The sequence below is a fragment of the Streptomyces pratensis genome (genome assembly GCF_016804005.1).
Lineage (GTDB): Bacteria > Actinomycetota > Actinomycetes > Streptomycetales > Streptomycetaceae > Streptomyces > Streptomyces pratensis_A.
The window spans coordinates 2,539,374-2,565,096 of the sequence record NZ_CP051486.1 but is presented as its reverse complement, the minus strand read 5'-3'; the positions used below and the strand labels follow the sequence as shown (position 1 = coordinate 2,565,096).

Sequence of the window (25,723 nt, the reverse complement as noted above, 5' to 3'; positions counted from 1 at the left end):
GGCCCGGAGTGGCGTGTGTCACCCGAAACGCCTGACCGATCGGTCAGCTCTGACCGATCGGTCAGCTACGGTGGCCCCATGCCACGTCCGCCTTCCGCGATGCGTCGTCAGATTCTCGATTCCGCACTGCGCCTCTTCGCCGAGCACGGCTTCAAGGGGACCTCGCTGCATGACATCGCAGTCGAGGCGCACTGCTCCAAGGCGTCCCTGCTGTACCACTTCGCCGGCAAGGACGCGATCCTCACCGAACTGCTGACACCCCCGGCCGAGAGCCTCTACGCCATGGGTGAGGAGCTCTCGGCGCTGGACGGCCACCGAGCCGTCGAATCGGCGGTCGCGGGTTACGTCGGCCTCGCGATGCGCTTCCACCTGGAAATAAAGATCATCTTCGCCGAGCTGCCCGACATGCTCGGCCACCCGGTGCTGGCCGTCATCCCCAGAGGGGTCGACCAGCTCGCGGCGGCGCTGGCCGGCCGCTCGGAGGAGCCGGGCGCCCGCGTCCGGGCGCAGATGGTGATCGGCGGCGTGGCTGTCACGGTCGCCGCCGACGTGGATGCCGAACCCGACACGATGCGTGCCGAACTGGTCCAGGGGGCGCTGAGGACCCTCGGGCATCCGACCGGCTGACAGAAGTCGTCCAGATCCAAGAGAAAGACGCCTCTTTCCCATGGCAATCCTGCTGTACCGGCTCGGCCGGCTGTCCTTCCGTCGCCGAGGGCGTGTCGTCGCCCTCTGGCTCCTGCTGCTCGCCCTGCTCGGAGGGGGCGCGGCAGCTTTCAGCGGGCCGACCACCAGCAAGTTCTCGATACCGGGCACCGAGTCGCAGAAGGCCCTGGACTCGCTCGCCCGGGAGTTCCCGCAGGCCGGCGGTGCGACGGGAACCATAGTCGTCGCCGCGCCCGAGGGCGGGAAGCTCACGCCTTCCGCCGTGGCTCCCGTGACCGAGGAGGCCGCGAAGGTCCCAGGGGTCCTCGCGGCCGTCGACCCCTTCGCCTCCAGGGCCGTCTCGCAGGACGGCCGCTACGCCCTCGTCCAGGTGCAGTTCGAGTCGGGTGTCGACGGCATCACCGACGCTCAGCGGGAGGCGTTCGGCGAAGCCGGGGCCGACGTCGCGGATCTGCGCGTCGAACACGGCGGCGAGATCATGCGCGGCGTCCCGGAGGTCGGCTCCACCGAGATCATCGGTGTCGCGGTCGCCGCCCTCGTGCTCGTACTCACCTTCGGTTCGCTGGTGGCGGCAGGCATGACCCTGCTGAACGCCCTGGTCGGCGTCGGGGCCGGCATGGCCGGACTGTTCGCCCTCAGCAGCACCATCGAGCTGACCAGCACCGCGCCCATCCTGGCCCTCATGCTGGGCCTGGCCGTGGGCATCGACTACGCCCTGTTCATCACCTCCCGCTACCGCCACTACCTCTCCGAGGGCATGGACGGTGAGGAGGCGGCCGGCCGGGCGGCCGGGACCGCCGGTTCGGCCGTCGTCTTCGCGGGCGCCACCGTCGTCATCGCACTGGCCGGGCTGGCCGTCGCAGGTGTGCCCTTCCTGACGGTCATGGGCCTGGCCGCCGCCGCCACGGTCGCCCTGGCGGTGCTGGTGTCCCTCACCCTGCTGCCGGCCGTCCTCGGCTTCGCGGGCGCCCGGGTGCTGCCCCGGAAGCAGCGGACCCGGGACCGGACCTCGGCCCCTGCTCCCGTCGAGGCGGAGTCCGGCTTCGGATTCCGCTGGGGCCGGATCGTGGCACGTCTGCGCGTCCCCGTCCTCGTCCTCGGTGTGGTCGGGCTCGGCGCTCTCGCCCTGCCCGTGCAGGACATGCGCCTGGCGCTGCCCGACGCGAGCACCGAGGCGGTCGGGTCGCCGAACCGCGAGGCCTACGACCTGACCACCGAGGGGTTCGGCGAGGGCTTCAACGGCCGGCTGGTAGCCGTCGTGTCCGGCGACACCGCGCGGGCGACGGGCGCGGCGGCGAAGGAGACGGCCGCGCTCATCATGGAGACCGACGGAGTGCTGGCCGTCGCCGCCCCGCAGATGAACGAGAAGGGCACGACCGCGCTTCTGGCGGTGATCCCGGAGACCGGTCCCACCGCTGCCGCGACCGAGGACACCGTCAACGGGATCCGTGACCGGGTGGAGGAGGTCAAGGGTGCGTCCATCGCACTGACCGGCGCCACCGCGGTCGGCATCGACGTCTCCGAGAAGCTCTCGAACGCGCTGCCCGTCTATCTCCTGCTGGTGGTCGGGCTCTCCGTACTGCTGCTGATGCTCGTGTTCCGTTCGGTCCTGGTGCCCCTCAAGGCGGCACTGGGCTTCCTGCTGACCATCGGTGCCACTTTCGGGATCACCGTCGCGATCTTCCAGGAGGGGCACCTGGCGGATCTGGTCGGCCTCGACACGCCCGGGCCGCTGGTCAGTTTCCTGCCCATCCTCCTGATCGGCATCCTCTTCGGGCTTGCCATGGACTACGAGGTCTTCCTCGTCTCGCGGATGCGGGAGGACTTCGTGCACGGCTCCGACGCCCGTGAGTCCGTCATCAGCGGTGTCGGCCACAACGCACGCGTGGTCACGGCCGCGGCGGTGATCATGACCGCCGTCTTCGGCGGATTCGTGCTCATGCACGACCCGATCATCAAGTCCATCGGGTTCGCCCTGGCGGTCGGGGTGCTCATCGACGCCTTCGTCGTCCGTATGGCGCTCGTCCCGGCCGTCATGCACCTGCTGGGACGCGCCGCCTGGTGGCTGCCCGGCCCGGTCGACCGCGCCCTGCCCGATCTAGACATCGAGGGCGAGCGGCTGCACCGCGAGATCCCGGTGCAGCGGGAGCCGGTGGAGCTCGTGAAGACCTGAGCACGCCGGTGCCCCCGGCCTGGAGGAAGGCCGGGGGCACCGATCGGTCCTGCTGCCCGGGCGTGGTGCCCGGGCCTGCGTCTCAGCTCTCGTCGGGCGCCAGCGTCAGCGAGATCGAGTTGATGCAGTACCGCTGGTCCGTGGGCGTCGGATAGCCCTCACCCTCGAACACGTGCCCGAGATGCGAGCCGCAGCGGGCGCAGCGCACCTCGGTGCGGGCCATGCCGAGGCTGTTGTCCTGCAGCAGTTCGACCGCGTCGGTGTCCTTCGGGTCGTAGAAGGACGGCCAGCCGCAGTGCGACTCGAACTTGGTGTCGGAGCGGAACAGCTCCGCGCCGCAGGCACGGCAGGAGTAGACGCCCGCCGTCTTGGTGTCGGTGTACTCACCCACGAAGGCGGGCTCGGTGCCGGCCTTGCGCAGCACCGCGTACTCGGCGGGCGTCAGCTCTGCCCGCCACTGCTCGTCCGGCTTCTCGACGTCGTACGACACGGTGGCTCCCTCAGCTCGACAGGTGGTCCAGGATCTGCGGGCCGAGGTCCGTGACATCGCCCGCTCCCATGGTGAGAACCAGATCGCCGGGCTTCGCCATTCCCGCGACGGCGGCGGGGACCTCCGCCTTGTCGTGGACGGCCGTGACATCGGCGCCCGCGGCCTTGGCGGCGTCGATGATCAGGGCGCTCGTGACACCCGGGACCGGGTCCTCCCTGGCCGGGTAGATGTCCAGGACCAGCGAGGCGTCGGCGAGCGCGAGGGCCTGGCCCATCTCCGTGCCGAGCTCCTGGGTGCGCGAGAAGAGGTGGGGCTGGAAGACCACGAGGAGGCGGGATTCGCTCGCCGCGCCACGCATGGCATCCAGGTCGGCCGTCATCTCGGTGGGGTGGTGTGCGTAGGAGTCGATGACCTGGACCCCGGCCGCCTCGCCCTTGAGCTGGAGGCGGCGCTTGACCCCGGTGTACTTGCCGATGGCGGAGGCCAGATTGTGCGCGGGGATACCGAGGGCGACACCGGCGGCGAGTGCGGCCACCGCGTTGTGCGCGTAGTGGCGGCCGGGCACCGAGACGGTGAAGGTGAGGTACTTGCCGTTGAGGACGACCGTGACCTCGCTGGTCAGGCCGCGCGGGGTGACCTTGTGGACGCGGACGTCCGCGCCCTCGGACTCGCCGTAGGTCACGACCGTGAGGTCGGAGAGCTCGCGGACCTTCCGGGTCAGCTCGACGGCGCCGGACTGGTCGGCGGCGACGACCAGGGTGCCGCCCGGGACGACCTTGCCGACGAAGGTCTCGAACGACTCGTAGATCTCGTCCATCGACGCGTAGTTCGCGTGGTGGTCCAGCTCGACGTTGAGGACGATCGCGACCTGCGGGTCGTACTTCTGGAAGCTGCGGTCGCTCTCGTCCGCCTCGGCGACGAAGATGTCGCCCTGGCCGTGCGTGGCGTTGGTGCCGGGGCCCTCCAGGTCGCCGCCGATGGCGTACGAGGGGTCGAGGGCCAGCTCCGAGAGGGCGACGGCGAGCATCGACGTCGTGGTGGTCTTGCCGTGCGTGCCCGCGACCGCGATGGCGCGCAGACCCTCCATCAGGGAGGCGAGCGCGTCGGAGCGGTGCACGACGGGGATGTCCAGCTCGGCGGCGCGGACCAGCTCGGGGTTGTCGGCCCGGATGGCGCTGGAGACGACGACCGAGGTCGCGTCGTCGGCCAGGTGCCCGGCGGCGTGCCCGATGTGGACGGTGACGCCCAGCGCGCGGAGGGCCTCGGCGGTGGCGGACTCCTTGGCGTCGCTGCCCGCCACCTTCGCGCCACGCTGGGCGAGGATCTTCGCGATGCCCGACATTCCGGCGCCGCCGATGCCGATGAAGTGCGGCCGTTCCAGGGCGGCAGGAATACCGGGTGCCATACGTGTCTCTCCCGAGCTGTGAGTGGTCTGGGTCGGCCCCAAGCCTATTCGCTGTGCGCGAAGAGCTTGAGCACCGGTACGCCGACCTTGTGCCGCGCCCTGGAGGCCCAGTCGCGGTGGAAGAACTCCTCGACGTAGTGGGGTGCCGTCAGCACGATGACCTCGTCGGCCCCCGAGTCGTCGACGACGGTCTTCAGCTTGTCCAGGGGGTGGTCCTCGACGACCTGCCCGACGGCCTCCGAGCCCGCCTCGCGCAGCTCCCTGAGCGAGTACTCCAGAGCCATCTCGGCCGGTTCCCTGGCCTCCTTGCCCTCAGGCCGGTCCCCCTCGCGGACGGCCTCCCTGAGCTCGCCGATCGCCACGTCGTCGATCGCGCGCAGCAGCACGTCGGCCTGGTCGCTGCGGGGCTGCATCAGTACGACGAACGAGATCCGCTCCTCGCCGTGGAGGGTGGTGACGAACTCCACGTCCTCGGGAGTGAGGGGCTTCTCGATCATCAAAACGCTTGTGAACACGACAGGCGCCCTTCCGCTTCATCTCGTCGGCCGAGGGGACGGCCGCTGCTGCTGAAACCATCCTTCCCCGCAATTGCACGGGGGTAGCAGGACTAAGTGTGCCCACCCGGGGCCAACCGGAACGGGTAATTCCGCTATCTGTCAGATCTTCCCGTACCGAGTGAAGAGGAATCCTGCCTCCTCGAGCAGCGAGACGAGGGAGAAACGTTCCGGCACGGGGATGGCGGGTCCGCCCGCGATGCGCTGCGCGTCTCCGGCGGTGAGCAGCGGGGACAGGGTCAGACAGAGCTCGTCCAGCACCCCGGCCGCCACGAACTGGCCCAGCAGACGCGGCCCGCCCTCGGTGAGGAGCCTGGCGAAGCCCTGCCGTCCCAGTTCCGCGAGCGCGCGTGCCGGGTCGACGGCGGCGCCGTCCCCGGCGAACAGCACTTCTGCCCCCGCCTCCCGGGCCGCGTGCACCCGGTCCGAGGGCGCCGCGGCGCCGGTGATCACGAGGGTCGGGACGAGCGGCGAGACGAAGAGCGGGAGCGAGAAGTCCAGGTCCAGGCTCGCGCTGACGACCGCGACGGCCGGGGCGGGCCCCTGCCCGGCGGCCTCGCGCCGCGCGGCGAAGGCGTCGCGGGCCCGGGCCGGCCGGTATCCCTCCAGACGCACCGTTTCGGCGCCGACGACGACGGCGTCGGCCAGACCGCGCAGGGTGCCGAAGATCCGCATGTCGGTGGGGCACGAGATGCCCTGGGAGCGTCCGTCGTGCTGGGCGGCGCCGTCCAGGGTGGAGACCATGTTGGCGCGGAGCCAGGGGCGCCCGCCGTCGGGATACGCGTAGGCGTCGGCCAGCTCGTCGAGCGTCCACTCACGGTCGGCGGCGGCAGCGGCCGGGGCTGGGGTTGTCAGGTCCGTCACAGGGAGCAGGCGTCGCATGCCCAGCAGTCTGGCACGGCCCTTAAGGTGGAGAGTTGTGTCGTCCTCCACAGCCGTGCCGGGGCAGAGCCCCATAGCCGAAACGGCCCCGCAGTCCCTGTGCGCCCTCGAGCCGCGCGTCCCCGCCGACCGTATGGTCGCGGAGATGGTGCCCCCGCCGCGCTTCGACTCGGTGCGCTTCGATACGTACGTGCCCGACCCGAACCAGCCGAGCCAGACCGAGGCGGTCCACGTCCTCAGCTCCTTCGCGGCCGGGCTCGGCGGGGCGCACGCCATGGGCTCCGGCAAGCGCAGGTGGTTCGGCAGGAAGCAGGCCTCCGCACCCGCCGGACCCCGTGGTGTCTATCTCGACGGCGGGTACGGCGTCGGCAAGACGCACCTGCTGGCCTCTCTCTGGCACGCCACCCCGGCCGCACCCTCGCTCAAGGCCTTCGGCACCTTCGTCGAGCTGACGAACCTGGTCGGGGCCCTGGGCTTCCAGCAGACCGTGCAGACGCTGAGCGGGCACCGGCTGCTCTGCATCGACGAATTCGAGCTGGACGACCCGGGCGACACCGTCCTCGTGTCGTCCCTGCTCAGCAGGCTCGTCGAAGCGGGGGTCGCGCTGGCCGCCACGTCGAACACGCTGCCCGGCAAGCTCGGGGAGGGCCGTTTCGCAGCCGTGGACTTCCTCCGCGAGATCCAGGGACTGTCCTCGCACTTCCGGCCGCTGCGGATCGACGGCGAGGACTACCGCCACCGGGGACTGCCGGAGGCACCGCCGCCGTACTCCGACGATCAGGTCACCAGGGCCGCGTACGCGACGGCCGGTGCCTCGCTCGACGATTTCCCGGCCCTGCTCGACCATCTCGCCCGGGTCCATCCGAGCCGGTACGGCGCGCTGACGGACGGGATCACGGCGGTCTGCCTCACCGATGTGCGGCCCGTGCCCGACCAGTCGACGGCGCTGCGTCTGGTGGTGCTGGCGGACCGGCTGTACGACCGTGAGGTCCCGGTGCTCGCATCCGGTGTTCCCTTCGACCGGCTCTTCAGTGACGAGATGCTGAACGGCGGGTACCGGAAGAAGTACTTCCGGGCCATCTCGCGGCTGACGGCACTGGCGCGTGACGCAAAGGGACTGGTGGCGCAGTAAGTTCAGGGGTTGAAGGACGTGCGGGTGCCTGCGGGCGCGCGTACGTCCATTGACCGCGCACACCGTTTGAAGGGATCCAGCATGGCTACCACGCGTCAGGCGCACACGGTCTGGGAAGGCAACCTGCTCGAGGGCAAGGGCGTTGTCACCCTCGACTCCTCCGGGATCGGGGAGTACCCCGTCTCCTGGCCGTCGCGCGCGGAGAAGGCGAACGGCAAGACCAGCCCCGAGGAGCTCATCGCGGCCGCGCACTCCAGCTGCTTCTCGATGGCTCTGTCCAACGGCCTGGCCACGGCGGGCACCCCGCCGACCCGGCTGAACACCCAGGCCGAGGTCACCTTCCAGCCCGGCACCGGCATCACCGGCATCCACCTCACGGTGGAGGGCGAGGTTCCGGGGCTGGACGAGGCGGGCTTCGTGAAGGCCGCCGAGGACGCCAAGGCGAACTGCCCGGTCAGCCAGGCGCTCACGGGCACCACCATCACGCTCACCGCGTCGCTGGCCTGATCCCACACGTCCCCGGGGCCTCTTCCGCCCCGGGGACACCCGGGGCACCGTGGTTCGCATGGTTCCCGCGCGCCGCGATGAGTGGTACACACATGCGGGTCACTTCACCTGTCCGCCAACAGGGAGTTGCCTCATGTCATCCGCACCTCGACCGCTCGCAACACGACGACAGGTCCTGGCCGGCAGCGCCGCGACAGCCGCCTCCGTCGCTTTCACCGGGGCCTTCACCGAACTCTTCTCCGGCACAGCCGCCGCCCGTGGGCACAGCGGCTACGGCCCCCTCCTGCCTGACCCTGACGGCCTGCTCGATCTGCCGAAAGGTTTCCGCTACCGGGTGCTCTCCCGGGAGGGCGACCCGCTCCGCTCAGGCGAGGGCCAGGTCCCCAGCAACCACGACGGCATGGCCGCCTTCGCCGGCCGCCACGGCCGGGTCCATCTCGTACGCAACCACGAGAACCGCGTCACCGGGAAGATCGGTGTGCCCACGGTCGAGGGCCTCACCTACGACCCCATGGGCAAGGGCGGCTGCACGTCCCTCGAACTCGACGGCCGCGGCGACGTGCGCGGCGAGCGTGTCGCCATCGCGGGTACGGCCGTCAACTGCGCTGGTGGCCCCACCCCCTGGAACACATGGCTGACCTGCGAGGAGACCGAGGACAAGGCCGGCACCAACGGCTACACGAAGGACCACGGCTTCATCTTCGAGGTGGACGGCGCCGATCCGCGCCGCACCGGTGCCGTCCCCCTGACCGCGATGGGCCGCTTCCAGCACGAGGCCGTCGCGGTCGACCCCCGGAACGGCATCGTGTACGAGACGGAGGACGCGTTCGAGAGGCCGTTCGGGCTCTTCTACCGCTTCCTCCCCGGGAAGCCGCTCGGCGGGACGGGCTCCCTGCGGGCAGGCGGGGCGCTCGAGGCCATGCGGGTGCCCGGTGTACCCGACCTCTCCGCGATCCAGGAGACGGGTGCGAGCTTCGACCGGATCGAGTGGGTCCCCGTACCGGATCCGCTGGCCGCGGAAACCCCCATCCGGCTGCAGGACTTCGGGACGAAGGGCGTCACGCACGCCCAGAAGCTGGAGGGCTGCTACTGGGGCGGGTCGTCGGTGTACTTCGTCTCCAGCTTCGCGCGCAGCTCGGAGGGGTCGGCCGGCGACCACTTCGGTCAGGTGTGGCGGTACGAACCGGGGAGGCGACGGCTCACCCTGGTGATCGTCTTCGGACCGGACACCGACGTCCAGCTGCCGGGCGAGTCCCCGGACAACATCTGCCTCGCGGCCGGGGGCGGGCTGATGGTCTGCGAGGACGGCGGCGGCGCGCAGCACGTGCTCGGGGTGACGAGGCGCGGCGAGGTCTACGCGATGGCCCGGGGCCGGCAGAACATCGGGACGGCCGAGGAGCCGGAGTGGGGCGAGTTCGCGGGCGTCACGTTCTCACCGGACGGCGGGACGATGTTCGTGAACTGCTACACGCCGGGGACCACGTTCGCGGTGACGGGCCCCTGGCGCTGACCCGGGCGCGAGCGGGCGGGTGACCTGGCGGTACGGCGATCGGCGACCCCGGAGCGCCGTGAGCATTATCTGATAAATCATCAGCTAGCGTCCCCCAGTGATCAAATCTGTTCGCACGATGATCGTGCTGGCTTCGGTGATCGGGGCGCTCGCCGGTTGCGGAAGCCCCGGGGCCACCCGCGCCGGTACCGCCCCACTGCCGACCGCCTCCCCGGAACCCGTGTCCCCGTCACGGGTTCCGGGGAGCGGGCCGTCCCTGTTGGCCCCGGGACCCGGCGGGCTCACGCCGGTCTTCGAACGACGGGCGGACGGCCCCGGGCCCACGGCCGGGGCCGGGCCGTCCGGCACCGGCTCCGGCTCCGGCTTCGGCTCCGGCTCCGCGAAGAAGGCCGACGGGGCCGACAAGGTCGTGGCCCTCACCTTCGACGCGGACATGACCGCCGACCAGGGACCGCGTGCCGCCGGCGGGGAGCGCTTCGACAACCCCGCCCTGATCGCGTCGCTCCGCAGGCTGAAGGTCCCGTCGACGGTCTTCATGACGGGCAGGTGGGCGCAGGAGTATCCGGACCAGGCGCGCTCGATCGGCACCGATCCCCTGTTCGAAATCGCCAACCACTCGTTCAGCCACTACGCCTTCTCCTCTCCCTGCTACGGGCTCCCGACCGTCGCGGAGGCCGATATGCGGGCCGACGTGGAGCGGGCCTTCACCGCGATCCGCAGGACGGGTGCGCGTCACGTCGTGCCGTACTTCCGCTTTCCGGGCGGCTGCTACGACGACGCGTCGCTGAGGGCGCTGGCCCCGACCGGGGTGACCGCCGTCCAGTGGGACGTGGTCAGCGGTGATGCCTTCGCCACCGACGCCGACGCCGTGTCCGAGCAGGTGCTGGCAGGGGTGGAGCCGGGCTCGCTGGTGGTCATGCACTGCACCCGCAGCGCGGCTCCCGTCACCGACGAGGCCGTACGCCGGATCGTCCCGGAACTGCGCGAGCGCGGCTACCGCTTCGTCAAGGTCTCCGAGCTGATGCGCGGCTGAGTCCGGCCCGCCCGCCCGTCAGCCGGAACAGGCGGTGCGTCCCGCCTCCTGCCAGGCGCAGACCGGGCAGAGCGTGCTGCCCTTCGTCGACTCCGGGTACTCGGTCGGTTTCCGGCACAGCACGCACTCGGCGTACGGCGGACCCGCGTCCGAGGGCGCGGGAGCCGGAGCGGGTGTCTCGCAGTACGCGTCTTCCATACGAACGAGCGTACTCATGCACGCAGCGCCGCGACCCGTGAGGTGAGGGCGGCCACCACGACGGCCACGGCGACGGCGCCCGCCAGCGGCACGAGCGGCACCCGCACCGCGCCGGTCAGCGAACCGGAGACCAGGCCCGTCACCGCGGCCTTCGCGGGTGAGCCGTCGGTCACGAGGGCGAGGATCACGCCGAGCACGGTCGCGGCGAGCGACCGGCCGTGGCGGTGCGAGAGCGGCCGCAGCGGGGTCGGCCTGCCGGCCCCGTTCGGTGCCTCGGCCAGGACCGGGGCTGTGCGCGGGCGGGCCGCAGCACCCAGGGCCCGCGCAGACCGTACCGGCGGCCCACTCCTCGCAGCATCAACTGGACGACGACTTCTCCGACTTGAGCTCACTGGGGCGTACGATCACGAAGCCCTCGCCCTGGAGCATCAGCTGGACCGCCTCCCCGGACCCGCCGCGCACCATCGAGCCGAAGCTCTGCGAGCGGTGCAGCGAGGTGGAGAGCTGGGCACTCCAGCCGACGACCGCGTCCGTGTCGACGTACACCGGCTGCTGTGCGGTGACGGGTATGACCACGGGCTGGCCGTCGCAGACCAGGCCGAGCTTGCCGGAGCCGCTGAAGACGCTGTTGAAGAGGCCGCCGCCGGTCATTCCGGCGCCCTTCACGGTCTTGATCTCGTAGGAGAGGCTCGCGTCGAAACAGAGCACGTTGCGGCCGTTGACGGTCAGCACGTCACCCTGCTCCATCTCGACGATGAAGCAGCTGGCCGCCTCGTGGGCGAACCACGCCTCCCCCTGGCCCGTGACGGCCATCAGGGCCAAGCCCTCGCCGGTCACAGCACGCTTGAGCATGCCGCCGATGCCCTGGCCCTTGCGCTCGAACCGGAGATCGCCGCGGAAGGCGATCATCGACCCCTGGCGTGCGTGCATCTCACCGTCGACGGTGTACTTGATGGATTTGGCGTTCTGCAGCGTCATGCCCGGGACCGGGGCCTGCTGCGCCATGTGCTCGCTGGAAAAGAGGTCGCTCTTCATGCGGTGCATCCTCGCCCGGAGCCCCCGGTTCCGCCAAGAACAAGTGGTCGGACGGGCCTGGCAGACTGGGGTGGTGAGCAGCGACAGCATTCCCGAGCCCCTTCCCGCAGCGCCGGGGACGTCCGCCGGCACCCCGCCGGGGACGTCCGCCGACAGCCCGTTCCGCACGGAACCGACGTCGCGTGACGAAGCCCCGCAGTTCGTCCTGCCGCTGGTGGTGCACCTCGAGAAGACGAACCCGCCGGCGCGCAACGACGCCCTGGTGACCGCCGCCCGTGCGGTGCTCACCATGCTCTCGGACCCCCGCGCGCAGGGCGAGGACGAGGGCGGGGCGGAGGGCGAGTGGGCGCAGGCGGTGCGCGACTGGCAGGACGCCCGGATCCGCAAGGTGGTCCGGCGGGCGCGCGGCGCGGAGTGGCGCAAGGCGTGCGAGCTGCCCGGGATCACGGTCGGGGGCGAGCACGCGGAGGTCCGGGTGTTCCCTCCGGTGCCCCTGGACGGCTGGCCGAAGGAGCTGGCCAAGCTCCAGGTGTCGGGCACGGAGCTGGACGACCCCGAGGCTCCGGCAGCACCTGATCCGGCCGGTCCGGTCCTCTGGATGAATCCGGACGTCTCCATGTCGGCGGGCAAGGCGATGGCGCAGGCCGGGCACGGCGCGCAGCTCGCCTGGTGGCAGCTGTCGGACATCGAGCGCAAGGCGTGGCGCGAGGCGGGGTTCCCGCTCTCCGTCGCGACCCCGGACGCCGCCCGCTGGCGTGAGCTCACCGCGAGCGGACTGCCGGTGGTGCGGGACGCCGGCTTCACCGAGGTCGCTCCGGGGTCCTGCACGGTCGTCGCCGACCACCCGGCCCTGCGCCGCTGACCTGCCGGGCGGGGGCGGCCCGGTCCCGGCGGCCGCTTCGGCCCGCGGTCAGCGTTCGCCGCGTGCCCACTGCGCGGCCCGGACCGTTCCCTCCTGGATGTCCCGCCGGGGAAGCCGCAGGCCGAACGCGGTCTCCAGGGCGTGGAAGTACAGCTCGAACTCGCCGGTCAGCCCGGGGTGGTCCAGTTCGGCGCGGCGCACGGCCTGGTTGAGGAAGTCGAGCTCCCCGCCCCGGTAGTAGGGGGCGCGGCCCCGGTCGTACCAGATCAGTTCCAGTACGCCCCAGTCGTCGTCGACGCGGCGGCCGTCGCGCGTGTAGTCGAAGGTGTAGATGGCCTTCGCGGAGCAGGCACTCAGCGAGACCACCTCCGCGACTCCCAGACGGGAGAGGGCCTCGCTGTCGGCCCGGACTCCGGGCGGCGTGTCGTGGTACATCAGGAAGGCCCAGTCGCCCGTCTTCCCGTAGCAGAGGGACTCCCAGGCGATCTCCCAGGGGTCGCGGCCGGTGCCGTCCGCGCCGGGCAGACCGGACAGGCGCGTCCCGGCGGCGACCTGCCCGGGGTCGGCTCCGTGGAGCAGCGCTATCCGCTCGGCGCTGACGTCCTCACCACGGAAGAAGACGAGGTTGGTGTAGGGGTCCTGCCCCCTCCATTCGCCGGCGATCCACGCGAGGCCTTCCAGCGGGTCTCCTCCGCACGGCTGTGCCGTCCGCGTACTGCCCGTCGCGCCGCTGCGGAACCTCTCTCCCCACGCGGGGTCGATCCGGTCCAGCATCTGGGCCTGCCCGGTGACGAGTGCGGTGACCGGGCCGTCTCCGGGGGCGCGTGCAGCGATGTGGCCGGCGAGACCGCGGACCGCGTCCTCCGCGACGAAGTACAGCGCCTCGTCCAGGTCCCGGGTGGCGAAGAGCTCCCGGTACGGGCCGATGTGGCCGCGCACCGTGCCGTCCTCGTCCACGACGAGGAAGAGACCATCCGGGTCGTCGGCGCGGGGTACGTAGTCCTCGGGTGATGTGCCCATGGGAGGGAGCATCGCCTCGTGGAGGAGGTCGGAGCGTGCGGCGGTGCGGCGCCAGGCCTGTGCGAGTGTGTGCTCGGTTATGCGCATGGGCGTGATTATGCGGCCGGGCACCGACACCGCCCGGCGGGTCCGTCCCCCAAGGCCCTCCGGACACACGGGAGATCGCGGAGCACGGCCCGCAGCGGCATCGAGACCTCCCGCGGAACGCCGACCCGCCGTTTTCCCCTCCGGCTGAACATCCCCGCGCCGACATACGTATCTCCCCGTACCGCCGCACCGGCGTTACCGCCAAGTAGGTTGAACGACCGGTCAGTTGGCGGTTGATTCGACGCTGTCACACATCTGCCCGGGAGACATCTTGCTGCGACGCATCAACGGAACGGCCCTCATCATCGCCGCGCTGGTCGCCACGCTCGGCGCCCTCGCCTTTCCCGTGTGGTCCTACGCCGACCGCTCGGGCACCGGCGAGGCCAATCTGAACGCGTCCAGCGTCGCCACCCAGTGGGGGCCGCTCTCGGCGACGGACCGGGACTTCCTGGTCAAGGTGCGTCTCGCCGGACTGTGGGAGCTGCCCGCGGGACAGCAGGCCATCGAGCGGGCGCCGAGCGAGGGGGTGAAGCTCGCCGGTGACCATCTGGTGGTCGGTCACACGGACCTGGACCGGCGGGCCCGTGACGTGGCCGCCAAGCTCGGCGTGGAGCTCCCGAACCAGCCCACGGAGCAACAGCAGGGCTGGCTCAGGGAGCTCACCGCGGCAGAGGGCCAGGAGTACGAGCAGAAGTTCGCCAACCTCCTGCGCGCAGCGCACGGCAAGGTTTTCGCGCTGGTCGCGCAGGTCCGGCACACCACGCGCAACTCACTGATCCGGCAGCTGGCATCCGACGCCAACCAGACGGTGCTCGACCACATCACCATGCTGGAGCGCACCGGTTTCGTGGACTTCGACGGACTGGCGCGAGAGGCGGCGGGCTCGTCCACGGCCAGTCCTTCGGGGCCCCCCGCGTCGTCGGGTGGCGGCGTCCCGCAGCTGCCGGTACCGGTGACCCCGAGCGGCGACCAGTCGTTCACGTCCCGCCCGGTGCCGCCGACCATGGCCCCGCTGCCCCGGCCTTGAGGAAGGCGCCCGGAGCGAGGGACTCAGTCGTGGTCCGGGCGCCGGACGTACAGGCGGTTCCCCTTCGGGCCGGTCCATTCCACCCGTACGACGCCGGGCACCGCGGCGTCGGCGAGGCGCGACGGGTTGGACCAGTGGCCGAAGTTCGGATTCCGGAAGAACGTCGCCCACAGGTCGCCGTCGGCGTCCGCGAAGAAGTTGTTGTGCCCGGCGCCGACACCGACGGTCCAGCGTTCGGAGTACGGGCCCTCGAAGCTGTCCGAGACGGCGGCGACCGCATCGTACTGGTACTGCACGCGGCCGGTGCCGCCGACGTCGTAGGCGTGGCGTGGTGTGCCGTCGGCATCGACCGATGTCCGGTCCCAGGCCGCGTGGAGGAGGAAGTACTTCCCTCCGTGCTTGAACACGTATGCGCCTTCGAGATACGGCTCGGGGGCGTAGGGGGTCTGCCGGAAGGTGGGAAGGTCCGTCGTCGGGACGATGTCCTCCATGTCGTCGCGGAACTTCGCGTACAGGTTGTTGTGCAGCACCAGCCACGCGTCGTCGCCCTCGGAGTAGAGGCTGCCGTCGATGTGGTGGTAGGCGCCGGGCGCGATGAAGCTCGGTCCCCCGATGAACGACTCCCCGAAGGGCTTTTCGAGGTTGCCCTCGACGAGCCTGTACGGGCCCTCGACCCCGCCCTCGCTCACAAGCATGAACGATCCGACCTTCTCGGAGTGGTCGCCCATGCAGGCGACCATGTACCACTTCCCGCCGAAGTGGTGCAGCTCCGGGGCCCACGCCTGGCCACGCTTGCCGAACCGCTCGTCGTACCAGTACTCCTGCCACGGAGCGACGACCGTGCGCCCGGGCCGGTTCTCGTCGGTGAACTCCGGCGACCACACCTTGCCCTTCTCCGCGCCGGGCCGGATACCCGTCGTGTCGGCCAGCTTCCACGGCCCCTTGAGCGAGCGGGCGGTCCAGACGAAGATGCCGTCGTTCCACGGGCCTGCTGCTTCGAGCCCGGGCACCCTGGTGGTGCCCGTGGCGACGTAGAGCGGACGGCCGTCGACGACGAAGCAGTTGACGTAGGTGTCCCGCATCCACACCACTCCCCGCTCCTTGTCGCGGGGGCGCAGTTCCAGCGGGAGGACGAAGGAGTTGTCCTCACGGGGCCACAGGCCGGGCCGGGTGTCCGCGCGGCCGTAGGGCTCGGGGTCGGGCCAGTTCGCCGGGTACCGCCGCTCCGCCGCGGCCGGAGCGGCCGGGCCGGGGGCGGTCGCGGCGGGAGCGGCCGAGGCCTGCGCCGTCGGCGCGGCGGCCGCGGGCAGTGCCGCCGCCGCCCCCACGCCTGCGGCGCGGGCGAGCAGGGACCGCCGGCCGAGCCGTGACCTGTTCTCGGTGCTGGTCATCAGTGACGTTCTCCTTGGTTCGTCCGGGAAGCCGGTGCCCTGCCCGGGACCGCCGGCGGGCATGGCGAGCATGCGAACGCCTGTTGATCTCCGTCAACGGACCCTGGAATTAATCCGGCGCCCCTGCCTCGCCGGCAGGTCCACGGCTCGGCGTCTCCGCAGGCCGGAGCGGTTCCGGCCGACGGGAAAGGAGCATCACGATCAAATAACGGGATGTCCGGGATCCGGCCGGGAACCTCAAGTTCAGCTCTGAACGTCCCCCCTTCCGGGTTCGCCGGCGCCCGGCGGGGCCATCACCCCTGCACAGAACGGGGAGGGGACACCATGAAGCTGGGAATCGGCATCGGATGGCGGCCGGAGATCGCGGACGCCGTCGAGGCGCTGCCGGGGATCGACTGGGTCGAGGCCGTCTCGGAGAACCTCTGCACGGACCATCTGCCGGAGTCCCTCGTACGCCTCCGGGAGCGCGGGGTCACGGTGGTGCCGCACGGGGTCTCGCTCGGCCTGGGCGGGGCCGAACGACCGGATCCCGGCCGTCTCGCCGGTCTGGCCGCACGGGCCGGACTGCTGGGCGCGCCCCTGGTGACCGAGCACATGGCGTTCGTACGCGCCGGCGGCCCGCTCAGCGCTTCGCAGCCCCTGGAGGCGGGCCACCTCCTGCCGGTGCCACGGACCTGGGACGCGCTGGACGTGCTGTGCGAGAACGTGCGGATCGCTCAGGACTCGCTGCCCGTCCCGCTCGCCCTGGAGAACATCGCCGCGCTGATCTCCTGGCCCGGCGAGGAGCTGACCGAGGGACAGTTCCTCGCGGAGCTGGTCGAACGCACCGGCGTGCGGCTGCTGATCGACGTCGCCAACCTGCACACCAACCACGTCAACCGCGGAGAGGACCCGGCGACCGCGCTGGACGAACTGCCGGTGGAGGCCATCGCGTACGTCCATGTGGCGGGCGGCGTCGAGAAGGACGGCGTCTGGCACGACACGCACGCCCACCCCGTGACGCGCCCCGTCCTGGACGTGCTGAGCGGTCTACGCTCCCGGGTCGACCCGCCGGGGGTCCTCCTGGAGCGTGACGACGACTTCCCGCCGGCCGAGGAGCTGGCCGGTGAACTGGCTGCGATCCGCAGCACGTTGGCCGTGGCCGCCTCAGGCCCCAGGACGGTTCGGCCACGGCCCGCCCTGGCCCCGGAACCGTCGTCCCGCACCGCCGGGGGCCGCGAGCGGACCGCCGTGGCCCAGACCGCTCTGCTCTCCGCACTCGTGGCCGGTACTCCCGCGCCGGACGGCTTCGACCACCGGCGCCTGGGGGTGCAGAGCCATGCCCTGGCCGCGAAGCGGGCCGACGTCGTCGCCAAGGTCGCGCCGGAGCTGCCCGGGATCCTCGGGGACGGCTACCGGAAGGCGTTCCTCGCGTACGCCAGGAACCGGCCGATGTCAGGCGGCTACCGCCGCGACGCCCTCGCCTTCGCCGAGCTGCTGCTCGTCGAGGGCCGGCCCGACGACGAGGCGGCCCGGCGACGGCTGACCCTCTGGTGGCAGGACCGGGCCGGCTCCCGTCCCCCGCGCCGCGCGACCCGCCTGGTCCGCTCCGCCCGTGCCGCCCTCCTCGGAAAGTGACCGCGCCATGAACCTCCTCGCTCTTCTGCTGACCCTTGCCGTGGCCGTCTCCTCCACTCTCCTGATCGTCGGTACCCGCCGCACCGGCCTGTGGGACGGCGGGTATGTGCTCGACCTCTGCGAGGTGGCTTTCCTCGGCGGCGGTCCGGCCAGGGTCGTGGACACCGCGCTCACCCGCATGCACACGGACGGGCGGCTGACCATCGGCGGACCCGGCATCGTCGCGGTGCGGCGCGCCGAGGCCCGTGACGCGGTGGAGCGTGCCGTGCTCCAGGAGCTGGCCGCAGCCCCCAGCGGGTCCCTGAGCACCCTGCGGGCGGCCGTCATGCGGCATCCCGCAGTGCAGGAGATCGGCGACGGGCTGGCCGCCCGGGGACTGCTGATCGCCCCGGACGAGAGCCGGGGGCGCCGTCGGTGGGGGCTCGTCCTGGGCAACGGAAGCCTCATCGGCCTGCCGGTGAGCATCGCCCTGACCGTCGCCCAGTACGTCCTGCTCGACGAGTTCGCGGACGTCCCGGTCCCCTTCCTGGTGAAGATGCTGCCCGCGATCCTCGTCGGAACCGTGGTCGGCTTCAGCACGGCGGGGGCCAAGGCCCGGATCACCAGGGCGGGACGCCAGGTCGCCGACAACTACCGGACGGCCGACGCCCATGTGGCCGATCCGGCCCATCTGGTGGCGGCCCACGGCCTGCGCGCACTCCCCGACCCCGTGCTCCAGGGGCAGTTGGCGGACGCCGCCCGGCAACAGCCCTCCCAGCTCTCCTCGTCGCGCTCGACGCCCTCGCCGGTCGCGGCGAACGCCTTCATCCCGGTGCTGTGGTGCGCGGGGACGAGTCCCGGCAGCGGCAGCTGCGGAAGTTCCACCGGCGGGGGCGGCGACTCCGGACCGGGCTCCACCTGCAGTTCGGGGTCGAGCTGCGGAAGCAGTGGCGGCTCCAGTTGCAGCAGCGGTGGCGGCTCCAGTTGCAGCAGCGGGTCGAGCTGCGGCGGCGGTTCCAGCTGCGGCAGCAGTTCGTGAGCGTACGGAGCCCGAGAGAGGCGCAATTCAGCCATGCATGACCGCGTGTGACCGAGATGCGTCCATATCGTGAACACGGCATAGCGCTTCTCCGCCGTTCTCGCATAGAACTCCGCCATGCTCTGGGTCCTGCTTCTTCTGGTCGCGTGGTGCGCGGCCGCCGTCTCCTGCATCCGGCTGTGCCTCGTCACCGCGGGCGCCGCCCAGCGGCCGCAGTCCGCCGCGCGGGCGCCCGTCTCACCGGAACTCAACCTCTACGAGACGGCGTTCCTGGCCGGCGGGCCGCAGCGGGTCGCCGATCTGGCGCTGGTCTCCATGCACCTGCGGCGTCGGCTCCTGCTCGCACACACGGGGTGGGCGACGGTCGTCGACCCGGAGGGGCGGGACGAGGTCGAGCGCACGGTGATCCGCGCGATCGGTCCGGAAGGGCAGTCCCGGATAGCGCCCATACGGGCCGCCGCCGCGGCGGCCGACGCCGTACGCTCCCTCGCCGACCGGCTCGTCGCAGCGGGGCTCGCAGTGCCGCACGGGACCCGTACGAACCTGGAGTCGGCGGTGCGGGGCGTCCGGGGCGCGGCGGTCCTGGTGGTGGTCCTGGCGGTCACCGCCGTGCTGATGCCCGGTCAGGAGACGGGGTACGCCGGTCCGGTGGCCGCCTGGTTCGGACTGCCGCTCGTACTGACGTTGGGCTGCTTGGCCATCGCGCGGGTGGAGAACCACCCGTACAGCCCGTGGGCCTCCCCGTCGGGACAGCACTGGCTGGACTCGCTGCCGGCACCGGTGCGCGGCGCGGACCAGGACCTCCTCGTGGCGGTGGCGGTGCGGGGCGTGGGAGCACTTGAGGACCCCGGCCTGCGCGCGGCCATGCTGAGCGGGGCGCGGACCGGGGCCTGACCCGCCGGTCCCGGCCGGGCCGGTGAACACGAGAGCCGCCCCCGTCGCCGGGAGCGGCTCTCGTGCTGTCATATCCAGTTGTTCGGCCCGGGACACATCGGCCGGACCGGGCGAGGAGCGGCGGCCCGCGGAGAGGAATGGCTGACTCCCCCGCGGGCCACGACAGTTCGCCGGCCGTCGGCCGATGTGTACCCGGTACCGGACCCGGTGTCGCTGGAACGACGGGCGGCGTCTCACTCGCCTTTGCCCGCCAACTGATCTTCCGGGTCGGGATGACCGGAAACGCTGGCTATGCGAGTCCGGCCAACAAGTCTGCGACGGACTTCCTGCGTCCGGTGTAGAACGGGACCTCTTCACGGACGTGCAGCCGCGCCTCGGAGGCCCGCAGGTGGCGCATGAGGTCGACGATGCGGTACAGCTCGTCCGCCTCGAAGGCGAGGACCCACTCGTAGTCGCCCAGCGAGAAGGAGGCCACCGTGTTGGCACGGACGTCCGGGTAGCCACGGGCCATCTTGCCGTGGTCCGCGAGCATGCGGCGGCGGTCCTCGTCGGGCAGCAGGTACCAGTCGTAGCTGCGCACGAAGGGGTACACGCTGATGTAGTCGCGCGGGGTCTCGTCGGCCAGGAAGGCCGGCACGTGCGACTTGTTGAACTCGGCGGGGCGGTGCAGCGCCATGTTCGACCAGACCGGCTCGAGGGCGCGGCCCAGCTTCGTGCGCCGGAAGAGGTTGTAGGCCTCCTGGAGCTCGTCGGAGGTCTCGGCGTGCCACCAGATCATCAGGTCTGCGTCGGCCCGGAGACCGGAGACGTCGTAGGTGCCGCGGACCGTGATGTCCTTGGCCCCGAGCTGATCGAACAGTTCCTGGACCTCGACGGCGTAACCGGCGCGGTCGACGGGAAGGACGTCCTTCAGCCTGAAGACGGACCACAGGGTGTAGCGGATGACCTCGTTGAGGTCCTTGGCCTTCTTGCCTGCGTTCGGAAGCTTTTCTGGCGCACTCATACGGCTATTGTCCCGCCTCGCCACCGGTGCCCCGAACCCGGGTCGGAGTGTTGTCGATCTCCCCCGTGCCCGGCCCGGTGAGGTCCTGGACGATCTCGTCCGCGGCACGGTGCGCACTCGCGACGCAGGCCGGGATCCCGACGCCGTCGTACACCGCTCCGCACACCCGCAGACCGGGCAGCTTGGCGACCTCGTCGCGGATCCTGGCGACGCGGGTGAGGTGGCCGACCGGGTACTGGGGCAGTCCGCCGATCCACCGGGTGACCTCGGTGTCCACGGGCCGGGCCGTCAGTCCGGCCGCGGAGGCGAGATCCCCCAGGGACGCGGCGACCAGCTCGGAGTCCTCGCGGTGCAGGTGCTCCTCCTCCCCGTAGCGGCCCACGGAGGTGCGCAGCACGAAGAGGCCGGGGGCCGCGTCGGCGACCCACTGCCACTTGTTGCTGGAGAAGGTGGCGGCCTTGATCGTGCGCCCGTCGACCGGCGGCACCAGGAAGCCCGACCGCCCCTGGAGCGCCTCGGTGCCGTCGATGTCGGAACGCCGGAAGGCCATGGTGACCAGGGCCATCGAGGCGTACTCGACGGCGGCGAGCTCGACGGAGGCGGCCGGGCACTCGGCGGCGAGCAGGGTGGACGCGGACCAGGCCGGGGTGGCCAGGACGACGGCGTCGGCGGCGATCACCCGGCTGTCGGTGCGCACGTCCCAGCCCTGACCGGTCCGGGTCAGACCGAGCACGGGGGTCTCCGTGAGGATCTCGCCACCCCCGGCCCGCACGGCGTCGGCCACCGCGCCCGGCAGGGTGCCGATGCCTCCCTCGATGCCCTGGAAGACAGGTCCGGTCTGCTGCCGGGCGGCGGCCCTCTCCTGGATGCGGAGTACACCGTCGAGGAGCGGACCGCCCTCCTTCACGGCCTCGAAGAGCTGGGGCACGGCCGCGCGCATGGAGATCCGGTAGGCGTCTCCCGCGTACACCCCGCCGAGCAGCGGCTCCACCAGCCGGTCGACGACCTCACGGCCGAGCCGGTCGGCGACGTACGAGCCGACCGCCACGTCGTCGCCGACGGCGGTAGGGGTGAGGTCGCGCTCCTCGGCGATCCTGGCCAGGCCCTCGGGCGAGAGCACGCCGCTGAGCGCCGCCGGGTCGCCCGGCACACCCATCACATGCCCCTTGGGCATGGGGCGCAGGGCGTCCCGGGTCCAGACCGACGCGGAGGCGGTGGCGGGCGGCTGGAGCCGGTCGCCGAGCCCCACCGCGGTGGCCAGCTCGACCGCTTCGGGCCGGCGCGCGAGCATCGACTCGGCGCCGAGGTCGACCCGGGTACCCGCGATCTCGCCGGTCATCAGCTTGCCGCCGAGCCGCTCGGTCGCCTCCAGGACGGTGACCCGGAGTCCGGAGGCCGACAGCCGGTGGGCCGCGGCGAGTCCGGCGATGCCGCCGCCGATGACGACGGCATGACCCGTGCGTGTGGTGTCGCGCTGAAGAGGACGCTGCATGGGTCCACTCTCTCAAACCCCTCCCGAGTCCCGAACGTGACCACTTCGAAACCGCCGGACGGCAACCCGCGCACGGGGCCTCACGTCGAAGAGGCACCATCGACAACGACCCTGGGGGGACGCGTTATGCAGTACGAACGCCACACGGAGATTCATCCACCTGTCCGGCCAGTCCGACGCCGCGCCCATGCGCTGACAGCCGCCGGACTGCTCGTCGCTCTCCTGACCACCGGGGCGTGCGCCGCCTCCGACGACAACCGTGGGCAGGGGCTGAAATCCGCGTCCGACGACAAGGCTGCGGCGCCCGCCGCAGCCGGTGCCGGTGCCGGTGAGAAGTCGGCTGCCAGGTCCGCCGACGGCCCCTCCGTGTCGCCGGAGACGGCCTCCTCGCTGGTGACTCACGTTATCCACACGGCCACTCTCGAACTCGAGGTGAAGGACGTGGCGAAGGCGGTGGCCGTGGCCCGCAGCGCCGTGACGAAGGGCCTGAGCCTCGGCAGGATCGAGGAGGAGACCACGGAGCGGCTGGACGAAAGCCGTGAGGGGGCGCACCTCGTGCTGCGCGTGCCCCAAAACGACTACGGACGTGTGCTGGACGAGCTCGCCGGCTCGGGAAAGGTGCTGTCCCGTACGTCGAACGCCAAGGACGTCACCGGCGAGGTCGTCGACGTCGAGAGCCGGATCGCCACCCAGCGGGCGAGCGTCGCGCGGATCCGCGACCTGATGGACAAGGCCGAGAAGCTCACCGACGTGGTGACGCTGGAAGGTGAACTGAGCAGCCGCCAGGCCGATCTGGAGTCGCTCCTCGCCCGGCAGGAATCACTGAAGAACCGCACCACGTTCGCGACCATCACCCTCGAACTCAGCGAACCCTACGAGGACGGCAAGGACCCCGAGGAGGACACCGGCTTCCTGGACGCGCTGGCCGGCGGCTGGGACGCGTTCGTGACGATGTTGCGGTGGATCATGGTGGCGATCGGCGCCACGGCTCCGTTCCTGGCCGCCGCGGCCGTTCTGGTGCTCGTGTGGCGGCTTCTGCGAAGCCGACTGCCACAGCGCCGTACGACGCCCCAGGAGCCTTCGGAGGCACCGCAGGCCCCTCCGGCCGCGTAGGCGCCGTAGCGTGGGCCCCCGACCTGCACACGGCGGCGAAGGGACCTGGCATGGCGGCGGAGCGACTGGTGGTCGTCGGAGGCGACGCGGCGGGCATGTCCGCCGCGTCGCAGGCCCGGAGGCTCAAGGGGCCCGAGGCGATGAGCATCGTGGCCTTCGAACGCGGCGACTTCACGTCGTACTCGGCCTGCGGCATCCCCTACTGGGTGAGCGGCGACGTCGACGGCCCCGACGACCTCATCGCCCGTACGCCCGAGGAGCACCGGGCCCGTTCCATCGACCTGCGCACCCGCACCGAGGTGACGGAGATCGATGTCGCGGGCCACCGGGTGCGGGCGCTGGACCGTGACAGCGGGGAGACGTACTGGACGGGTTACGACAAGCTGGTGATCGCCACGGGCGCCCGGCCGGTGCGCCCCGACCTGCCCGGGATCGACGCTCCGGGCGTCCACGGCGTGCAGACCCTGGGCGACGGACAGGCGCTCCTGGAATCCCTCGACCGGGCTCCGGGGCGCAGGGCGGTCGTCGTCGGCGCGGGCTACATCGGAGTCGAGATGGCCGAGGCGATGCTCAAGCGAGGCTTCGAGGTGACGGTGCTCAACCGTGGCGCGCAGCCCATGGCGACGCTGGATCCGGACATGGGGCAGCTGGTCCACAAGGCGATGGACGGGCTGGGCATCACCACGGTCAACGGCGCCTCGGTCACGCGGATCGACACCGGCGAGGACGGCCGGGTCACGGCGGTGGCCACGGAACAGGAGACCTACCCGGCGGACGTCGTCGTGCTCGGCATCGGCGTCGAGCCGGAGACCTCCCTGGCCCGCGAGGCCGGTCTGCCGCTCGGCCCTCACGGCGGCCTCCTGACGGACCTGTCGATGCGGGTCGTCGGGCAGGACGACGTCTGGGCGGGCGGGGACTGCGTCGAGGTCCTGGACCTCGTCGCGGGCCGCACCCGGCACATCGCTCTCGGCACCCATGCCAACAAGCACGGCCAGATCATCGGGGCCAACGTCGGAGGCGGCTACGGCACCTTCCCCGGCGTGGTCGGCACGGCGGTGAGCAAGGTCTGCGACCTGGAGATCGCCAGGACCGGGCTGCGCGAGAAGGACGCACGTGCGGTCGGTCTGCGCTACGTCACGGCGACGATCGAGTCGACCGGCCGCGCCGGCTACTACCCGGGAGCGGAGCCGATGACGGTGAAGATGCTCGCGGAGTACCGCACCGGCCGGCTCCTGGGCGTACAGATCGTCGGCCGTGAGGGCGCGGCGAAGCGCGTGGACGTCGCGGCGGTGGCGCTCACCGCCTCCATGACGGTGGAGGCCATGACGGCACTCGACCTCGGCTACGCCCCGCCCTTCTCCCCGGTCTGGGACCCGGTCCTGGTGGCTGCCCGCAAGGCCGTGTCGGCGGTGCGGGCGAGCCTCCGGGATGACGCCTGACCGGGCCTCCCCGGACGGGAGGTCCTAGCGGGCCGTCTGCTGGTGGACGTACTCGACCAGGCGCGTCAGGGCGTCCGGGTCGGTGGCCGGCATCACGCCGTGCCCGAGGTTGAAGATGTGGCCCTCGAGTCCGGCGGCGGCGGCGAGCACCTCGCGGGTCTTCTCCTCCACCGCCTCGGTCGGCGCGAACAGCACCGCCGGGTCGAGGTTGCCCTGGAGCGCCTTGCCGGGGCCGACCCGGCGGGCGCCCTCGTCCATCGGGACGCGCCAGTCCACGCCGACGACGTCCGCGCCGGCCTCGCCCATCAGGCCGAGCAGCTCGCCGGTGCCGACGCCGAAGTGGATCCGCGGGACTCCGTACGACGCGACGGCGTCGAAGACCTTCGCGGAGGCCGGCATCACGGAACGGCGGTAGTCGGCCGGGGCCAGGGCGCCGACCCAGGAGTCGAAGAGCTGGACCGCGGAGGCGCCGGCCTCGATCTGGACCTTCAGGAAGGCGCCGGTGATCTCAGCGAGCCGGTCGAGCAGGTCGGCCCAGAGCTCCGGGTCGCCGTACATCATGGCCTTGGTGCGCTCGTGGTTACGGGACGGACCGCCCTCCACGAGGTAGCTCGCAAGGGTGAACGGAGCGCCGGCGAATCCGATCAGCGGCGTGGCGCCGAGTTCGGCGGTGAGCATCCCGATGGCCTCGGTGACGTACGGGACGTCCTCGGGCGTGAGGTCGCGCAGCCGGGCCAGATCGGCGCGGGTGCGGATCGGCTCGGCGATCACCGGGCCGATTCCGGGCTTGATGTCGAGGTCGATGCCGATGGCCTTGAGCGGTACGACGATGTCGCTGAAGTAGATGGCGGCGTCGACCTTGTGACGGCGTACGGGCTGCAGCGTGATCTCGGTGACCAGCTCCGGCATCATGCAGGAGTCGAGCATCGCGATGCCCTCACGGACCCTCAGGTACTCGGGCAGCGAGCGCCCCGCCTGACGCATGAACCAGACCGGGGTGTGCGGCACCGGCTCCCGGCGGCAGGCCCTGAGGAACGCCGAGTCGTGGGTGGCGGGGGTTGTCCGCAGGCCCGAGGACGGGCCCTCCCCTGATCGGACGGAGCTGAGCTCTGGGGGAAGGTCGTTGGCACTCACGCACAGAATCTTCGCACGGAGTGACGACGAGCCGGACGGCG

25 protein-coding genes are annotated in these 25,723 nt (G+C 71.6%); 13 read left to right on the top strand and 12 right to left on the bottom strand.

Annotated elements, in window-relative coordinates:
* Positions 1–78: 78 nt before the first annotated feature.
* Positions 79–627 (top strand): TetR/AcrR family transcriptional regulator, encoded by a 549-nt coding sequence (locus HED23_RS11055; RefSeq protein WP_203183218.1) that lies wholly within the window; start codon positions 79–81, stop codon positions 625–627.
* Positions 628–667: 40 nt separating this feature from the next.
* Positions 668–2,839, top strand: a complete 2,172-nt coding sequence (locus HED23_RS11050) for an MMPL family transporter (RefSeq protein WP_203183217.1) — start codon at positions 668–670, stop codon at positions 2,837–2,839.
* An 82-nt stretch (positions 2,840–2,921) separates the two neighbouring features.
* Here HED23_RS11050 and msrB read toward each other — a convergent pair whose 3' ends face one another.
* The 4 genes from msrB to HED23_RS11030 form a co-directional block, all read right to left on the bottom strand.
* Complete coding sequence (msrB, locus tag HED23_RS11045) at positions 2,922–3,329, bottom strand: peptide-methionine (R)-S-oxide reductase MsrB (RefSeq protein WP_203183216.1); 408 nt, start codon at positions 3,327–3,329, stop codon at positions 2,922–2,924.
* A 10-nt stretch (positions 3,330–3,339) separates the two neighbouring features.
* Positions 3,340–4,734, bottom strand: coding sequence for a UDP-N-acetylmuramate--L-alanine ligase (gene murC, locus HED23_RS11040; RefSeq protein ID WP_203183215.1), 1,395 nt, complete (start codon positions 4,732–4,734; stop codon positions 3,340–3,342).
* A 44-nt stretch (positions 4,735–4,778) separates the two neighbouring features.
* Complete coding sequence (locus tag HED23_RS11035; protein WP_203183214.1) at positions 4,779–5,231, bottom strand: indole-3-glycerol phosphate synthase; 453 nt, start codon at positions 5,229–5,231, stop codon at positions 4,779–4,781.
* Positions 5,232–5,390: 159 nt separating this feature from the next.
* Positions 5,391–6,170 carry a pyrimidine reductase family protein gene (locus tag HED23_RS11030; protein ID WP_238441918.1) on the bottom strand — a complete coding sequence of 260 codons (780 nt, stop codon included), beginning with the start codon at positions 6,168–6,170 and terminating at the stop codon, positions 5,391–5,393.
* A 37-nt stretch (positions 6,171–6,207) separates the two neighbouring features.
* Between HED23_RS11030 and zapE the strand changes: the two genes are divergently transcribed.
* The 4 genes from zapE to HED23_RS11010 all read left to right on the top strand — a co-directional run bounded on the left by zapE (position 6,208) and on the right by HED23_RS11010 (position 10,352).
* Positions 6,208–7,302 carry a cell division protein ZapE gene (gene zapE / locus HED23_RS11025; RefSeq protein ID WP_203183212.1) on the top strand — a complete coding sequence of 365 codons (1,095 nt, stop codon included), beginning with the start codon at positions 6,208–6,210 and terminating at the stop codon, positions 7,300–7,302.
* A gap of 81 nt (positions 7,303–7,383) precedes the next feature.
* On the top strand, positions 7,384–7,809 hold the full coding sequence (locus HED23_RS11020; protein ID WP_015579261.1) for an OsmC family protein: 426 nt from the start codon (positions 7,384–7,386) through the stop codon (positions 7,807–7,809).
* 133 nt (positions 7,810–7,942) lie between these two features.
* Positions 7,943–9,319, top strand: a complete 1,377-nt coding sequence (locus tag HED23_RS11015; protein ID WP_203183211.1) for an alkaline phosphatase PhoX — start codon at positions 7,943–7,945, stop codon at positions 9,317–9,319.
* A 118-nt stretch (positions 9,320–9,437) separates the two neighbouring features.
* Positions 9,438–10,352 carry a polysaccharide deacetylase family protein gene (locus HED23_RS11010; RefSeq protein ID WP_203187438.1) on the top strand — a complete coding sequence of 305 codons (915 nt, stop codon included), beginning with the start codon at positions 9,438–9,440 and terminating at the stop codon, positions 10,350–10,352.
* An 18-nt stretch (positions 10,353–10,370) separates the two neighbouring features.
* Here the strand turns inward: HED23_RS11010 and HED23_RS11005 are convergent, their stop codons facing one another.
* The 3 genes from HED23_RS11005 to HED23_RS10995 all read right to left on the bottom strand — a co-directional run bounded on the left by HED23_RS11005 (position 10,371) and on the right by HED23_RS10995 (position 11,585).
* Positions 10,371–10,550, bottom strand: a complete 180-nt coding sequence (locus HED23_RS11005; RefSeq protein ID WP_203183210.1) for a hypothetical protein — start codon at positions 10,548–10,550, stop codon at positions 10,371–10,373.
* A gap of 14 nt (positions 10,551–10,564) precedes the next feature.
* Entirely contained in the window at positions 10,565–10,738 is a 174-nt protein-coding gene (locus tag HED23_RS11000) for a hypothetical protein (RefSeq protein ID WP_238441917.1), read from the bottom strand.
* Between the two features lie 169 nt (positions 10,739–10,907).
* Entirely contained in the window at positions 10,908–11,585 is a 678-nt protein-coding gene (locus HED23_RS10995; protein WP_203183209.1) for an AIM24 family protein, read from the bottom strand.
* A gap of 73 nt (positions 11,586–11,658) precedes the next feature.
* Between HED23_RS10995 and HED23_RS10990 the strand changes: the two genes are divergently transcribed.
* Positions 11,659–12,447 (top strand): peptidyl-tRNA hydrolase, encoded by a 789-nt coding sequence (locus HED23_RS10990; RefSeq protein ID WP_238441916.1) that lies wholly within the window; start codon positions 11,659–11,661, stop codon positions 12,445–12,447.
* Positions 12,448–12,495: 48 nt separating this feature from the next.
* Here the strand turns inward: HED23_RS10990 and HED23_RS10985 are convergent, their stop codons facing one another.
* The gene (locus HED23_RS10985; RefSeq protein WP_203183207.1) at positions 12,496–13,554 is read right to left on the bottom strand and encodes a hypothetical protein; all 1,059 of its coding nucleotides are present in this window, start codon (positions 13,552–13,554) and stop codon (positions 12,496–12,498) included.
* Positions 13,555–13,828: 274 nt separating this feature from the next.
* Here HED23_RS10985 and HED23_RS10980 point away from each other — a divergent pair, with 274 nt between their 5' ends.
* Positions 13,829–14,581: a DUF4142 domain-containing protein gene (locus tag HED23_RS10980; protein WP_203187437.1), complete on the top strand. Its 753-nt coding sequence runs from the start codon at positions 13,829–13,831 to the stop codon at positions 14,579–14,581.
* A 23-nt stretch (positions 14,582–14,604) separates the two neighbouring features.
* On the opposite strand, the gene HED23_RS10975 is transcribed toward HED23_RS10980, so the two are convergent.
* Positions 14,605–15,972: a family 43 glycosylhydrolase gene (locus HED23_RS10975; RefSeq protein ID WP_203183206.1), complete on the bottom strand. Its 1,368-nt coding sequence runs from the start codon at positions 15,970–15,972 to the stop codon at positions 14,605–14,607.
* 324 nt (positions 15,973–16,296) lie between these two features.
* On the opposite strand from HED23_RS10975, the gene HED23_RS10970 reads away from it, so the two are divergent.
* The 3 genes from HED23_RS10970 (at position 16,297) to HED23_RS10960 (ending at position 19,501) form a co-directional block, all read left to right on the top strand.
* Positions 16,297–17,589, top strand: a complete 1,293-nt coding sequence (locus tag HED23_RS10970) for a DUF692 domain-containing protein (RefSeq protein WP_203183205.1) — start codon at positions 16,297–16,299, stop codon at positions 17,587–17,589.
* Positions 17,590–17,596: 7 nt separating this feature from the next.
* Positions 17,597–18,607, top strand: a complete 1,011-nt coding sequence (locus HED23_RS10965) for a TIGR04222 domain-containing membrane protein (protein WP_203183204.1) — start codon at positions 17,597–17,599, stop codon at positions 18,605–18,607.
* Positions 18,608–18,724: 117 nt separating this feature from the next.
* Entirely contained in the window at positions 18,725–19,501 is a 777-nt protein-coding gene (locus HED23_RS10960) for a TIGR04222 domain-containing membrane protein (RefSeq protein WP_203183203.1), read from the top strand.
* A gap of 289 nt (positions 19,502–19,790) precedes the next feature.
* Here the strand turns inward: HED23_RS10960 and hemQ are convergent, their stop codons facing one another.
* Both hemQ and hemG read right to left on the bottom strand, forming a co-directional pair.
* Positions 19,791–20,504 carry a hydrogen peroxide-dependent heme synthase gene (hemQ, locus tag HED23_RS10955; protein WP_203183202.1) on the bottom strand — a complete coding sequence of 238 codons (714 nt, stop codon included), beginning with the start codon at positions 20,502–20,504 and terminating at the stop codon, positions 19,791–19,793.
* Between the two features lie 4 nt (positions 20,505–20,508).
* Entirely contained in the window at positions 20,509–21,996 is a 1,488-nt protein-coding gene (gene hemG / locus HED23_RS10950) for a protoporphyrinogen oxidase (protein WP_203183201.1), read from the bottom strand.
* 126 nt (positions 21,997–22,122) lie between these two features.
* On the opposite strand from hemG, the gene HED23_RS10945 reads away from it, so the two are divergent.
* Together HED23_RS10945 and HED23_RS10940 are read left to right on the top strand one after the other, a co-directional pair.
* A complete protein-coding gene (locus HED23_RS10945; RefSeq protein WP_203183200.1) occupies positions 22,123–23,109 on the top strand; it encodes a DUF4349 domain-containing protein in 987 nt (328 codons plus the stop codon).
* A gap of 50 nt (positions 23,110–23,159) precedes the next feature.
* On the top strand, positions 23,160–24,548 hold the full coding sequence (locus HED23_RS10940) for an FAD-dependent oxidoreductase (RefSeq protein ID WP_203183199.1): 1,389 nt from the start codon (positions 23,160–23,162) through the stop codon (positions 24,546–24,548).
* Positions 24,549–24,572: 24 nt separating this feature from the next.
* Here HED23_RS10940 and hemE read toward each other — a convergent pair whose 3' ends face one another.
* A complete protein-coding gene (gene hemE, locus HED23_RS10935) occupies positions 24,573–25,682 on the bottom strand; it encodes a uroporphyrinogen decarboxylase (RefSeq protein WP_386467677.1) in 1,110 nt (369 codons plus the stop codon).
* Positions 25,683–25,723 lie beyond the last annotated feature (41 nt).

Excerpts from the sequence above, each read along its gene's own strand:
- HED23_RS11055 (WP_203183218.1), top strand. The coding sequence starts at position 79 with ATGCCACGTCCGCCTTCCGCGATGCGTCGTCAGATTCTCGATTCCGCA.
- HED23_RS11050 (WP_203183217.1), top strand. The coding sequence starts at position 668 with ATGGCAATCCTGCTGTACCGGCTCGGCCGGCTGTCCTTCCGTCGCCGA.
- murC (WP_203183215.1), bottom strand. The coding sequence starts at position 4,734 with ATGGCACCCGGTATTCCTGCCGCCCTGGAACGGCCGCACTTCATCGGC.
- HED23_RS11035 (WP_203183214.1), bottom strand. The coding sequence starts at position 5,231 with ATGATCGAGAAGCCCCTCACTCCCGAGGACGTGGAGTTCGTCACCACC.
- HED23_RS11030 (WP_238441918.1), bottom strand. The coding sequence starts at position 6,170 with ATGCGACGCCTGCTCCCTGTGACGGACCTGACAACCCCAGCCCCGGCC.
- HED23_RS11020 (WP_015579261.1), top strand. The coding sequence starts at position 7,384 with ATGGCTACCACGCGTCAGGCGCACACGGTCTGGGAAGGCAACCTGCTC.
- HED23_RS11015 (WP_203183211.1), top strand. The coding sequence starts at position 7,943 with ATGTCATCCGCACCTCGACCGCTCGCAACACGACGACAGGTCCTGGCC.
- HED23_RS11010 (WP_203187438.1), top strand. The coding sequence starts at position 9,438 with ATGATCGTGCTGGCTTCGGTGATCGGGGCGCTCGCCGGTTGCGGAAGC.
- HED23_RS11005 (WP_203183210.1), bottom strand. The coding sequence starts at position 10,550 with ATGGAAGACGCGTACTGCGAGACACCCGCTCCGGCTCCCGCGCCCTCG.
- HED23_RS10995 (WP_203183209.1), bottom strand. The coding sequence starts at position 11,585 with ATGAAGAGCGACCTCTTTTCCAGCGAGCACATGGCGCAGCAGGCCCCG.
- HED23_RS10985 (WP_203183207.1), bottom strand. The coding sequence starts at position 13,554 with ATGCGCATAACCGAGCACACACTCGCACAGGCCTGGCGCCGCACCGCC.
- HED23_RS10975 (WP_203183206.1), bottom strand. The coding sequence starts at position 15,972 with ATGACCAGCACCGAGAACAGGTCACGGCTCGGCCGGCGGTCCCTGCTC.
- HED23_RS10970 (WP_203183205.1), top strand. The coding sequence starts at position 16,297 with ATGAAGCTGGGAATCGGCATCGGATGGCGGCCGGAGATCGCGGACGCC.
- HED23_RS10965 (WP_203183204.1), top strand. The coding sequence starts at position 17,597 with ATGAACCTCCTCGCTCTTCTGCTGACCCTTGCCGTGGCCGTCTCCTCC.
- HED23_RS10960 (WP_203183203.1), top strand. The coding sequence starts at position 18,725 with ATGCTCTGGGTCCTGCTTCTTCTGGTCGCGTGGTGCGCGGCCGCCGTC.
- hemQ (WP_203183202.1), bottom strand. The coding sequence starts at position 20,504 with ATGAGTGCGCCAGAAAAGCTTCCGAACGCAGGCAAGAAGGCCAAGGAC.
- hemG (WP_203183201.1), bottom strand. The coding sequence starts at position 21,996 with ATGCAGCGTCCTCTTCAGCGCGACACCACACGCACGGGTCATGCCGTC.
- HED23_RS10945 (WP_203183200.1), top strand. The coding sequence starts at position 22,123 with ATGCAGTACGAACGCCACACGGAGATTCATCCACCTGTCCGGCCAGTC.
- HED23_RS10940 (WP_203183199.1), top strand. The coding sequence starts at position 23,160 with ATGGCGGCGGAGCGACTGGTGGTCGTCGGAGGCGACGCGGCGGGCATG.